Source organism: Agromyces binzhouensis (assembly GCF_042672355.1).
Classification (GTDB): domain Bacteria; phylum Actinomycetota; class Actinomycetes; order Actinomycetales; family Microbacteriaceae; genus Agromyces; species Agromyces binzhouensis.
This window is the reverse complement of sequence record NZ_JBHXVJ010000009.1, coordinates 166,258-178,341: the sequence shown is the minus strand read 5'-3', so window position 1 is coordinate 178,341 and position 12,084 is coordinate 166,258. Positions and strand designations below refer to the sequence as shown.

Genomic DNA, 12,084 nt, shown 5'->3' with positions numbered 1-12,084 from the left:
CTCGCCGCGCGACCCCGGGCACGGCCCGGCCCGGGGCGCCGACCTGCGCGGGGTCCGAGGCACGCGGCGCCGGTGCACCGCGGGCTCGCTCCCACGCGACTAGCGTGTCGACATGAGCGATCCGGACAGCGCCCAGCCCGCAGCGGGGAGCACCTCCGCCGACGACGACGGCGGTCGCGACGGCAGGACCTCGGCGGAGGTCACCGAACGGGGCCCGGTCGACGCGACCGGAGAGAGCCTCCATCCGGCGGCTCGTGCGAAGCGCACCGAGCACGTCGGCCGGTTCGTGCCGTTCGCGGCGGGGATCGCGGCGCTCGTCATCGCGCTGGTCCTCGGCATCGTCATCGCGCTCCGCGGCCTGTTCGAGATCGACGAGGAGTGGGCGGAGGACATCTTCACGCTCCGCGGGCCGATCGGCGACCTCTTCGCCTACGGCATGAACGCCCTCGGCGGCGGAGTGATCGGCGTGTTCGTCGTCCCGATCACCATCGCGGTCATCCTGCTCGTGGTCCGGCGACCGTGGGCGGCGCTGTACTTCGTCACGGCGTCCGCCGCGAGTGCGCTCATCGTGCAGCTGCTGAAGAACCTGTTCGGCCGGTCCCGCCCGGAGGACATCATCGTGCTCTCGGACTTCGGCTCCTTCCCGTCCGGCCACGTCGCGAACGCCGCGACGATCGCGGTCACGATCGGCATCATCGTGCCCCGCGGGTGGGTGTGGTTCTGGGGCGTCGTCTACACGGTGCTGATGGCGATCAGCCGCACCTACCTCGGCGCGCACTGGATCACCGACACCATCGGCGGCGCCATGGTCGGGGCCGGTGCCGCGCTGCTCGTCTGGACCGTCTTCGCCCAGCGGATGGAGCGCGAGCGCCTCACGCGGGCCGCGGAGATCGCCGAGCGCAACGGCGCCTTCGCGGCGTCGCACGTCACGCCGCCGGCGGTGCCGCGCGCCTAGCGCGCGGGCCCGTGCGCCCGCATCGGGAATCGGCGGGTCGCGGAGCGCGGTCGTGCGTCCCGGCGGTCGGGAGGAACTTCCCGGCGGCCGTCGGCGTGTCGCACGGCGGCACGCCGACGAGGATCGAGAAGTTCCTCCCGAAGGCGAAGGCGAAGGCGAAGGCGAAGGCGAAGACGAGGGTGAAGGCCTCAGTGCGCTCGCTCCGCGGCGGCCTGCTCGATGCGCTGCAGCAGCTCTGCGGCGACGCTCACCGCGATCGCGGCGGGCTCCTTCGAGCGGATGCCGTCGATGCCGATCGGCGTCTCGACACGGGCGAGCGCGTCGTCGTCGTGGCCCGCCGACGCGAGCCGGGCGCGGAAGCGCGCCCACTTCGAGCGCGAGCCGATGAGCCCGATCGAATCGAGGCCGGGCGTGCGGAGTGCGGCGTCGCAGATCGCGAGGTCCTCCGCGTGATCGTGCGTCATGACCAGCACGTGCGCGCCCGTCGGCAGGTCGGCCAGCGCCGCCTCCGGCACCGGCAGGTGGTGCACGCGGATCGTGGCGACCGCGTCGGCGAACGGGCCCGAGGCGCCGAGGTCCCCCAGGCGGTCGGGCGAGAGCATGGCCTCGCGCGAGTCCACGAGGTCGAGTTCCAGCGGATGCCGCGCGAGGATCCGCGCCAGCTCGAGCCCGACGTGCCCGAGGCCGAAGACGGCGACGACCGGGACGACCGGCAGGGGTTCGAGCAGCATCGTGACCTCTCCTCCGCAGCACTGCACGCCGTAGTCGACGGCGGCCCGGTCGCTCAGCGTCAGGGTGAGCAGTTCGGGCTCCGCCGTGCCCGCCGCGAGCAGCTCGCGCGCGCGGGCCAGCGCCGTCTGCTCGAGGTTGCCGCCGCCGACGGTCCCGGTGACCTCGTCTGGGGCGACCACCATCTTCGCCCCGCCGTTGCGCGGCGCGTGACCGCGCACCATCGCGAGCGTCACGAGCACGGCCGGCGTCCGTGACGCCCGATGGCGCTGCACGGCGTCGACCCAGTCCATCGGCGGCCGTCCGTCAGCGCTCGGCGGTGACGCGCCCGGGGCGCGCGGCCCGGGACGCGGCATCCGTCGCGCCGGCGTCGACCGCACCGGCCTCGCGGCCGCCATCCGTCGACCGCGCGGCATCCGTCGACCGCGCGCCATCCGTCGCGACGCTCCGGCTCGCCTGCCGCGCCGCCTCGATCGCCCAGAACACCGCCTCCGGCGTCGACGGCGCCGTGAGCTCGACCGAGTGCCCGGCCGGCCCGAACGCCGCGACGGCCTCGCGGATCGCCTCGCGCACGCTGAAGGCGAGCATGAACGGCGGCTCGCCGACCGCCTTCGAGCCGTAGATCGCGCCGTCCTCGTGCGCGCGCTCGAGGAAGTGCACGTTGAGCTCGTCGGGCAGCTCCGAGAAGCTCGGCAGCTTGTAGGTGCTCGCCGACGGCGTGAGCAGGCGCCCGCGCCCGGGTCCGTCGGTCTCGTCCCAGCGCAGCTCCTCGAGCGTGAGCCATCCGACGCCCTGCATGAAGGCGCCCTCGACCTGCCCGAGGTCGATGAGCGGCGAGAGCGAGTCGCCGACGTCGTGGACGATGTCGACGCGGCGCAGCCGGGTCGCGCCCGTGAAGCCGTCGACCTCGACCTCGCTCGCGGCCACGCCGCAGGCGAAGTACTTGAACGGGGTGCCGGTCATCGTCGCCGGGTCCCAGCCGAGGCCCTCGGTCCGGTAGAAGCCGGCGGCGAAGAGCTGCACGCGCTCGGCGTAGGCGGTCGCCGCGAGCTCGCCGAAGAGCACGGATGCCGCGGGGTCGCCGCCGTGCACGCGGCCGTCCTCGAACCGCACATCGGCCTCGTCGACGCCGAGGACGTTCGCCGCGACGGGCCGGAGCCGGGCGATGATCTGGTCGCAGGCGTCCTTCACGGCCGCGCCGTTGAGGTCGGCACCCGAGGATGCCGCGGTCGCCGACGTGTTCGGCACCTTGTCGGTGCGCGTGGGGGCGAGGCGCACCTGCGCGAGCGGCACTCCGAGCGCGGTCGCCGCGACCTGGAGCATCTTGGTGTGCAGGCCCTGGCCGAGTTCGGTGCCGCCGTGGTTCACGAGCACCGAGCCGTCGCGGTAGACGTGCACGAGCGCGCCGGCCTGGTTGTAGGCGGTGAACGTGAACGAGATGCCGAACTTCACCGGGGTGATCGCGAGTCCGCGCTTGACGTCGGGGTCGGCATCGTTCGCGGCCGCGATCTCCTCGCGCCGGCGGGCGAACTCGGACTCGTCGAGCACCCGGGACCACGCCTCGCCGATCCGCTCGGCGTGGCGCACCTCCATGCCATACGGGGTCGTCTGGCCGGGGCGGTAGAGGTTCCGCTCGCGCAGCACGGCCGGGTCGATGCCGAGCTGCGGCGCGACGCGCCCGAGGACGTCCTCGATGACGAACATGCCCTGCGGGCCGCCGAACCCGCGGAACGCGGTCTGCGAGGTCACGTTCGTGCGTGCGATGCGGCCGTGCACCGTGATGTCCGGGATCCAGTAGGCGTTGTCGACGTGGCACAGCGCGCGCCCGAGCACGGGATCGGAGAGGTCGAGGCTCCAGCCGCCGTTCGACGTCAGGGTCGCCTCGAGCGCGAGGATGCGGCCGTCGTCGTCGAAGCCCGCGCGCCAGGTGGCGTGGAACGGGTGCCGCTTGCCGGTCATCGTCATGTCCTGCGCGCGCGTGAGCCGGAGTCGCACGGGGCGCCCGGTGCGCACGGCGCCGAGCGCCGCGACGGCGGCGAGCCCGTGCGGCTGCATCTCCTTGCCGCCGAAGCCGCCGCCGAGGCGCAGCGACTGCACGGTGACGCGGTGGTTCGGCACGCCGAGCACGTGCGCGACGATCTCCTGCGTCTCCGACGGGTGCTGCGTGCTCGACTCGACGAACACCTGCCCCTCGGAGTCGACGTGCGCGAACGACGCGTGCGTCTCGAGGTAGAAGTGCTCCTGCCCGCCGACGACGCTGACGCCCTCGAAGACGTGCGGCGCCGAGGCGAGGGCGGATGCCGCGTCGCCGCGCCGCACGGTCGGCGCGATGCCCTGGAACGACCCGGCCGCGATCGCCTCCTCGACGGTCACGATCGAGGGCAGTTCCTCGGCGTCGACCACGACCGCGGCGGCCCCGAGGCGCGCGGCCTCGGCGGTCTCGCCGAGCACCCACGCGAGCGCGTGCCCGTGGTACTGCGCCTCGTCGGGGAACAGCGGCTCGTCGCCCTTCGCACCCGCGTCGTTGACGCCGGGCACGTCCTCGGCGGTGAGCACGTGCACGACGCCCGGCACCTCGAGGGCGGGTGCGACGTCGAGCCGCACGCGCGCGTGCGCGTGCGACGAGGTCACCGGCCACGCGGTGAGCACGTCGCGGCGGGTGGCGGCGAGGTCGTCGGTGTAGACGGCGGTGCCGGTGGCGTGCAGCCGGGCGCTCTCGTGGGCGACGGGCGTGCCGGCGACGGCGCGGGCGGGGCGGTCCGAGAGCTCGCTCATGCGGGCACCCCCTCGCGTGCGGTCCGTCGATGCAGGCGCAGCAGCGACTGCGCGAGCATCGCGGACCGGTACTCGGCGCTCGCGCGGTGGTCGGACATGGGGGTGCCTTCGCCGGCGAGCACGGATGCCGCCTCCCGCACGGTGTCGGCGGACCACTCGCGTCCGACGAGCGCGGCCTCGGTCGCGCGTGCCCGGATCGGCGTCGCGGCGACGCCGCCGAGGCCGATGCGCGCCGACGCGACCGTGCCGCGGTCCTCGTCGAGGTCGATCGCGAACGCCACGGCGACGCTCGAGATGTCGTCGTAGCGGCGCTTGGCGACCTTGTGGAACGCGGTGAGGTCGGCCGTCGGCTGGGGGATCCGGACGGTGCGGATCAGCTCGCCCGGCCGGCGGACGGTCTCGCGGTACCCGGTGAAGTAGTCGGCGAGGTCGACCTCGCGCTCGCCGTCGGGCGAGGCGAGCACGAGCCGCGCCTCGAGCGCGAGCAGCGCCGGCGGCGCGTCGCCGATGGGCGAGGCGGTGCCGAGGTTGCCGCCGAGCGTGGCCCGGTTGCGGATGAGCGGCGACGCGAACTGCGGGAACAGCGCCGCGAGCAGGGACACGCGCCCGGCGAGCCGTCGCTCGACCTCGGTGAGGGTGAGCGCGGCTCCGAGGTCGATGCCCGCGTCGTGCTCCTCGAAGGTGCGCAGTTCGTCGAGCCGGTCGATCGCGACTGCGAGCGGGGCGCGTCGCCCGCGCAGGTTCGCCTCGACGCCCCAGTCGGTGCACCCTGCGATCGCGACGGCCTCGGGCTCGACGTGCAGGAGTGCCAGCGCCTCGTCGAGGGTCTCGGGTCGTACGAAGCGCCCGCCCTCGCCCGCGAGCCGGGTCGCACGGGCGGCGGGTGCCGGATGCATGCGGCGTTCCGCCAGCGGATCGTCGGCCCCGGGCGAGACGTCCAGCCCCAGCGCGGCGTCGCGGATGGGGCGATACCCCGTGCACCGGCAGAGGTTGCCGCTCAGTGCGTGCAGGTCGAAGTCGGCGTGGTCGGGCGCGACCGACGCGGTGGGGACGGGGCGTGCCTCCGTGGCGGACGCCGTCGCGCCCGGGGCATCCGCGCCGTTGCGCACGCGGTAGAACTCGGCCGCCATGCTGCAGGCGAAGCCGGGCGTGCAGTACCCGCACTGCGAGCCGCCCGCCTCGGCGAGCGCCGACTGCACCGGATGCATCCGCTCCGGCGTGCCGAGCCCCTCGGCGGTCACGACCTCCTGGCCGTCGAGCGCCGCGGCCGGCATGAGGCACGCGTTCACCGCCGTCCAGGCGGTCCCGCCGTCCTCGCCCGGCGTGGCGAGCAGCACGGCGCACGCGCCGCACTCGCCCTCGGCGCAGCCCTCCTTCGCGCCGGTCAGGCCGATCGACCTGAGCCAGTCGAGCGCGGTGGTGTGGGCCGCGATGCCCGTGGCGTCCCGCGGCCTGCCGTTGACGGTGACGACGATATCCATGCCTGGCTCCCCCTTTTCCGGAGTCTACGCCGCGCGCGTGGGCGCACTCCCGTCCCGCTCATGCGCGCACGCCGGTTCCGGCCCGCGCGCTTGTGCGCGAAGATGAGGACGAGGCCCGGATCACCACCCCGCAGCGAAGCGGAAGGGAGCGGCAGCCGCATGAGCATCGAGATCGCCCGAGTCGACGGCGTCGCGGACGACGATGACGTCCTCACCGAGGAGGCGCTCGCGTTCGTCGAGGAACTGCACCACCGGTTCGACGCGCGACGACGTGACCTGCTCGTCGCGCGCGCCGAGCGCCGGGCGCGGATCGCGCGCGGTGAGCCGCTGGACTTCCTCGCCGAGACCCGCGAGGTGCGCGAGTCGGAGTGGCGGGTGCCGCCGCCGCCCGAGGCGCTCGCCGACCGCCGCGTCGAGATCACGGGCCCCGCGTCGCCGGCCAAGATGGCCATCAACGCGCTCAACTCGGGTGCCAGGGTCTGGCTCGCCGACCTGGAGGACGCCTCGAGCCCCACCTGGGCGAACGTCGTCGGAAGCGTGCGGAACCTGCGGGACGCCGCACGCGGCACACTGGCGTGGACCTCGCCGGACGGCCGGGAGTACGCGCTCCGCGACGACGTCCGGCGGCCGACCGTGGTCACGCGCCCGCGCGGCTGGCACCTCCCGGAGAAGCACGTCCTCGTCGACGGCGAGCGGGCGTCCGGGTCGCTCGTCGACTTCGGGCTGCACTTCGCGCACACCGCGAACGCGCTCATCGAGCACGGTGCCGGCCCGTACTACTACCTGCCGAAGCTCGAGAGCCACCTCGAGGCGCGACTCTGGAACGACGTGTTCGCGTTCTCCGAGGAGCGGATGGCGCTGCCGGCCGGAAGCATCCGCGCGACGGTGCTCATCGAGACGATCCCGGCCGCGTTCGAGATGGACGAGATCCTGTACGAGCTCCGCGACCACGCGTCGGGCCTCAACGCCGGGCGATGGGACTACCTCTTCAGCATCATCAAGGTGTTCCGCGACGCGGGCCCCGAGTTCATCGTGCCCGACCGCGCGTCGGTGTCGATGACGGCGCCGTTCATGCGCGCCTACACCGAACTGCTCGTGAAGACCTGTCACCGCCGCGGCGCGGTCGCCATGGGCGGCATGGCGGCGTTCGTGCCGAACCGCGCCGACCCCGAGGCCACCGCGGTCGCGTTCGAGAAGGTCCGGGCCGACAAGACCCGCGAGGCGGCGGACGGATTCGACGGCTCCTGGGTCGCGCATCCCGACCTCGTGCCGGTCTGCCGCGAGGTCTTCGACGACGTGCTCGGCGACCGGCCCAACCAGCTCGACCGCCAGCGGCCGGAGGTCGAGGTCTCGGCCGCCGAGCTCCTCGACGTCGCCGCGACCGGCGGCGCGGTGACCGAGGCGGGCCTCCGCACGAACCTGTCGGTCGGCGTGGCGTACACCGCGGCGTGGCTGGCCGGCAGCGGCGCGGTCGCCCTGCACAGCCTGATGGAGGACGCCGCGACGGCCGAGATCTCGCGGTCGCAGGTGTGGCAGCAGCTGCAGCACGGCGTGGTCCTCGCCGACACGGGCCGGACCATGACGCCCGAACTCGTGCGCGAGGTGCTCGACGAGGAGGTGGCGGCGCTCGCCGCCGACGTGCCGCGCGACCGGTTCGCGCGGTACTACGAACCCGCCGCGCGCCTCGTCGCCGACCTCGTCCTCGCCGACGACTACGTCGACTTCCTCACGCTGCCCGCCTACGAGCTGCTGGCCTGACCCGTGCGGACCGCGCTGCCCTCCGCCCTGTCGCCCTCGATCGACGCCCGCCTCGCCGAGACGGACCGCCTGCTCGCGACGGCCTACCCGGGCGACGACGGGTCGCGGCAGCCCGTGCACACGGTCTACGTGCCCGGCGACGCGATCACGCCGGATCTGCCCGCGGTGTGGGGGAGCGCGGCGCTCGCGGCCGCGGCATCGGCCGGCGGCGTCGAGGCGCTCGCACGCGCCGTCGGCATCCCGCCGGACATCTCGGCCGTGGTGGCCCCGCGCGTCGAGCACAAGCTCGAGCGCGAGCCCGTCGAGGACCTCCGCATCGACTTCGAGGACGGCTACGGCGATCGCGGCGACGACGTCGAGGACGCCGACGTCGTGCGCGCCGCCGAGCACGTCGCGGCCGCGATCGACGCGGGTACGGCGACGCCGTTCGTCGGCATCCGGTTCAAGTCGTTCGAGGCGGCGACGCGGGCCCGCGGCATCCGCACGCTCGACCTGTTCGTGACGGCCCTCGTCGACCGCGGGGGCCTGCCCGACGGGCTCGCCCTCACCCTCCCGAAGGTCTCGACGGTCGAGCAGGTCGAGGCGATGGCGGATGTCGCGGCCGCCCTCGAACGCGCCCACGGCTTGCCCGACGGGCGACTCCGGTTCGAGGTGCAGGTGGAGACCCCGCAGCTCGTCCTCGGCCCGGAGGGCGTCGCCCCGGTCGCCCGCATCCCGCACGCGGCCCGCGGCCGTGCCGCCGGCCTGCACTTCGGCACCTACGACTACACCGCCGCGCTCGGCATCGCCGCGCCGCACCAGTCGCTCGAGCATCCGGCAGCCGACCACGCGAAGCAGGTCATGCAGTTGGCGGTCGCCGGCACGGGCGTCCGGCTCTCCGACGGCTCGTCGAACGTGCTGCCGATCGGCGACCGGGCCGACGAGGCGTGGCGGCTCCACGCGCGGCTGGTGCGGCGTTCGCTCGAGCGCGGGTTCCCGCAGGGATGGGACCTGCATCCGGCGCAGCTGCCCACGCGATTCATCGCGACCTACGCGTACTACCGCGACGGCTGGGCCGAGGCGTCCGCGCGGCTCCGGCACGTGCACGACCGCACCGCGGGCGCCGTGCTCGACGAGCCGGCGACGGTGCGCGCGCTCGCGGGCTTCGTCCTCCGAGGCGTGCAGTGCGGGGCGATCACGCCGGACGAGGTCGAGGCCGCCACCGGGCTCGACGCGCCGTCGCTCGCGGCGCACGCGAGCCCGAGGAGGACGACGAGCGGTCCGGGACGCCCGGCCACGGACGAGGAGAACCCATGAGCTACTACACCCCGCCGGGCGGGCTGCCCGCGCAGACCGAGCTGCTCACCGACCGCGCGATCGTGACCGAGGCCTACACGGTGATCCCGAAGGGCGTGCTCCGCGACATCGTGACGAGCAACCTGCCCGGGTTCACGGGCACGCGATCGTGGATCATCGCCCGGCCGATCGCCGGGTTCGCCACCACGTTCTCCCAGCTCATCGTCGAGATCGCCCCGGGCGGCGGATCCGACCGGCCCGAGGCCGAGCCCGGCGTGGAGGCGGTGCTGTTCGTCACCTCGGGGGAGCTGGCGCTCGACCTCGACGGCACCCGGCACGCGCTCGGGCCGGGAGGATACGCCTACGTTGCCGCGGGCGAGCGCTGGTCGATCGCCAACGAGGGCGACGAGGCGACCTCCTTCCACTGGATCCGCAAGGCGTACGAACCCGTCTCGGGCATCGCGGCGCCCGCGTCGTTCGTCACGAGCGACGCCGAGGTCGAGCCGCAGCCGATGCCCGGCACCGACTCCGCCTGGGCGACCAGCCGCTTCGTCGACCCCGACGACCTCGCGCACGACATGCACGTGAACATCGTCACGTTCGCCCCCGGCGGCACGATCCCGTTCGCCGAGACCCACGTCATGGAGCACGGGCTCTTCGTGCTCGAGGGCAAGGGCGTCTACCGCCTGAACGGCGACTGGGTCGAGGTCGAGGCGGGCGACTTCATGTGGCTGCGGGCCTTCTGCCCGCAGGCCTGTTATGCGGGCGGGCCCGGGCCGTTCCGCTACCTGCTGTACAAGGACGTCAACCGGCAGGTGCGCCTGACCGGGCCGGGTGCGGGGGAGTGACGGCGCGGATGGCGCAGGCCGACCACCCGCCGAACGGTGCCGCCGAGGCATCCGTCGTCTTCGACCTCGTGCTCGCGGGCGACCGGGTGCTCGTCGACGGGGCGTTCGCACCCGCCGAGGTCGCGGTGCGCGACGGGCGCATCGCACGCGTGGCCGCCCCGGGTGCCGCGTTCCGCGCGGCGCACCGCGTGCGGCTCACCGACGACGAGGTGCTCATCCCGGGGCTCGTCGACACGCACGTCCACGTCAACGAACCCGGCCGCACCGATTGGGAGGGGTTCGAGACGGCGACCCGTGCCGCCGCGGCCGGCGGCGTCACGACGATCGTCGACATGCCGCTCAACAGCATCCCGTCGACGACCACGGTCGCGGCGCTCGCCGTGAAGCGCGCGAGGGCGACCGGACGCGTGTTCGTCGACGTCGGGTTCTGGGGCGGGATCGTGCCGGGCAACGAGGCCGAGCTGGTCCCGCTCGCCGAAGCGGGCGTGTTCGGCTTCAAGTGCTTCCTCATCGACTCGGGCGTGCCCGAGTTCCCGCCCGTCACGGCTGAGGCGATGGAGCGGGCGATGGCCGTCCTCGCGGGCGCGCACCCCGACTCGCTCGTCATCGTGCACGCCGAGGACGCCGCGGTGATCGACGCGGCCCCGCACCCGCACAGCCGCGACTACGCCGACTTCCTCGCCTCCAGGCCGGATGCCGCGGAGGCGACGGCGATCACGGCCGTGATCGAGGCCGCCCGGCGCACGGGCGCGCGCGCCCACATCCTGCACCTCAGCTCGGCCGCATCGCTCGACGCCATCGCCCGCGCCCGCGCCGACGGCGTGCGGCTCACCGTCGAGACCTGCCCGCACTACCTCGCGCTCACCGCCGAGGAGGTGCCCGCGGGCGCCGCGGCGTTCAAGTGCTGCCCGCCGATCCGCGGGGCCGCGAACCGCGACGCCCTGTGGGGCGCGCTCGAGGCGGGCGTCATCGACACGGTCGTCTCCGACCACTCGCCGGCACCCGCGGCCGTCAAGTTCGCGGGCGAGGGCGACTTCGCCGTGGCGTGGGGCGGGATCGCGTCGCTCCAGCTCGGACTGGCCGTGGTCTGGACCGAGGCACGCCGCCGCGGCATCCGCCTCGAGCGCGTCGTGGAGTGGATGTCCGGCGCGCCCGCGCGACTGGTCGGGCTCGCCGGCAAGGGTGCGATCGCGGAGGGCGCCGACGCCGACCTCGCGATCCTCGCGCCCGACGAGGCGTTCACGGTGGATGCCGCGGCGCTGCAGCACCGGCATCCGATCACCGCGTACGACGGACGCGAGCTCGTCGGCGCGGTGCGCGCGACCTACCTCGCCGGCCGGGAGGTCGACGGCTCGGTCGCCCGCGGCCGGTTGCTGCGCGCGGCACGATCGGAGGGAGGACCCGGCGATGTCGTTTGACGAGTTCAACTCGGCCGGGCGCGAGGAGGCGATCGGGCTCCTGCGCTCCTGCCTCGACGTCGACCGGTGGTGCGCGGAGCTCGCGGACGGCCGGCCGTACGCCTCGGTCGAGGCACTCGTCGCGCGCGCCGAGGTCGCCGCATCGCCGCTCCGGCCGGCCGAGGTCGAGGGGGCGCTCGCGCACCACCCGCGCATCGGCGAGCGACCCGCGGGCCCCGGTGCCGAGGCCGCGATGTCGCGGGCCGAGCAGGCCGGGGTCGATCCGACCGACGCCGCGGTCGCGGCCGCGCTCGCCGAGGGCAATCGGGCGTACGAGCAGAAGTTCGGCCGGGTCTTCCTGATCCGCGCCGCCGGTCGCTCGTCGCGCGAGATCCTCGACGCGCTCACCGCACGCCTCGCGCACACGCCCGACCAGGAGGAGCCCGTCGTCGCCGACCAGCTCCGCCAGATCGCCGTCCTCCGACTGAAGGGACTCCTCGCATGAGCAACCAGGGCGCCGCACCGCAGCGGTCGCGCATCACGACCCATGTGCTCGATTCCACCTCGGGCCGGCCTGCTGAGGGCGTCGCCGTCGAGCTCTCCGCGCACGAGGGCGACGGATGGCGCCGGCTCGACGCCGCGGCCACCGACGCCGACGGTCGGGTCTCGCGGATCGGCCCTGAGGCGTTGGCGGCCGGCGACTACCGGCTGCGCTTCGACACCGCGGCCTACTTCGCCGCGCGCGGCGTCGAGACGTTCTACCCCGAGGTGGTGCTGACGTTCCACGTCGCCGACGACGGAAGGCACGTGCACGCCCCGCTCCTCCTCAGCCCGTTCGCCTACTCCACCTACCGAGGGAGCTGACC

10 protein-coding genes are annotated in these 12,084 nt (G+C 74.4%); 7 read left to right on the top strand and 3 right to left on the bottom strand.

Going from position 1 to position 12,084, the window contains the following annotated elements; genetic code table 11:
* Positions 1-112 precede the first annotated feature (112 nt).
* Complete coding sequence (locus tag ACFVHK_RS15880) at positions 113-955, top strand: phosphatase PAP2 family protein (RefSeq protein WP_376929671.1); 843 nt, start codon at positions 113-115, stop codon at positions 953-955.
* 188 nt (positions 956-1,143) lie between these two features.
* Here ACFVHK_RS15880 and xdhC read toward each other — a convergent pair whose 3' ends face one another.
* Genes xdhC through ACFVHK_RS15865 form a run of 3 tightly spaced genes read right to left on the bottom strand, consistent with a single transcriptional unit; the run spans position 1,144 to position 5,940 of the window.
* Positions 1,144-1,977 carry a xanthine dehydrogenase accessory protein XdhC gene (gene xdhC, locus ACFVHK_RS15875; RefSeq protein ID WP_376929670.1) on the bottom strand — a complete coding sequence of 278 codons (834 nt, stop codon included), beginning with the start codon at positions 1,975-1,977 and terminating at the stop codon, positions 1,144-1,146.
* Positions 1,978-1,990: 13 nt separating this feature from the next.
* Positions 1,991-4,459: a xanthine dehydrogenase molybdopterin binding subunit gene (gene xdhB, locus ACFVHK_RS15870; protein ID WP_376929669.1), complete on the bottom strand. Its 2,469-nt coding sequence runs from the start codon at positions 4,457-4,459 to the stop codon at positions 1,991-1,993.
* A complete protein-coding gene (locus tag ACFVHK_RS15865) occupies positions 4,456-5,940 on the bottom strand; it encodes a xanthine dehydrogenase small subunit (protein ID WP_376929668.1) in 1,485 nt (494 codons plus the stop codon). The genes xdhB and ACFVHK_RS15865 overlap by 4 nt, the downstream gene beginning before the upstream one ends.
* Positions 5,941-6,099: 159 nt before the next feature.
* On the opposite strand from ACFVHK_RS15865, the gene aceB reads away from it, so the two are divergent.
* The 6 genes from aceB to uraH are packed head-to-tail and all read left to right on the top strand — an operon-like array spanning position 6,100 to position 12,082.
* Positions 6,100-7,698 carry a malate synthase A gene (aceB, locus tag ACFVHK_RS15860; protein ID WP_376929667.1) on the top strand — a complete coding sequence of 533 codons (1,599 nt, stop codon included), beginning with the start codon at positions 6,100-6,102 and terminating at the stop codon, positions 7,696-7,698.
* A 3-nt stretch (positions 7,699-7,701) separates the two neighbouring features.
* The gene (locus ACFVHK_RS15855; RefSeq protein ID WP_376929666.1) at positions 7,702-8,994 is read left to right on the top strand and encodes a DUF6986 family protein; all 1,293 of its coding nucleotides are present in this window, start codon (positions 7,702-7,704) and stop codon (positions 8,992-8,994) included.
* Positions 8,991-9,821 (top strand): bifunctional allantoicase/(S)-ureidoglycine aminohydrolase, encoded by an 831-nt coding sequence (locus ACFVHK_RS15850; protein ID WP_376929665.1) that lies wholly within the window; start codon positions 8,991-8,993, stop codon positions 9,819-9,821. The genes ACFVHK_RS15855 and ACFVHK_RS15850 overlap by 4 nt, the downstream gene beginning before the upstream one ends.
* Before the next feature lie 8 nt (positions 9,822-9,829).
* Positions 9,830-11,239: an allantoinase AllB gene (allB, locus tag ACFVHK_RS15845; RefSeq protein ID WP_376929664.1), complete on the top strand. Its 1,410-nt coding sequence runs from the start codon at positions 9,830-9,832 to the stop codon at positions 11,237-11,239.
* Positions 11,229-11,723 carry a 2-oxo-4-hydroxy-4-carboxy-5-ureidoimidazoline decarboxylase gene (uraD, locus tag ACFVHK_RS15840; RefSeq protein WP_376929663.1) on the top strand — a complete coding sequence of 165 codons (495 nt, stop codon included), beginning with the start codon at positions 11,229-11,231 and terminating at the stop codon, positions 11,721-11,723. The genes allB and uraD overlap by 11 nt, the downstream gene beginning before the upstream one ends.
* Positions 11,720-12,082 (top strand): hydroxyisourate hydrolase, encoded by a 363-nt coding sequence (uraH, locus tag ACFVHK_RS15835; RefSeq protein WP_376929662.1) that lies wholly within the window; start codon positions 11,720-11,722, stop codon positions 12,080-12,082. Before uraD ends, uraH begins: the two co-directional genes overlap by 4 nt.
* The last annotated feature ends 2 nt before the right edge of the window (positions 12,083-12,084 follow it).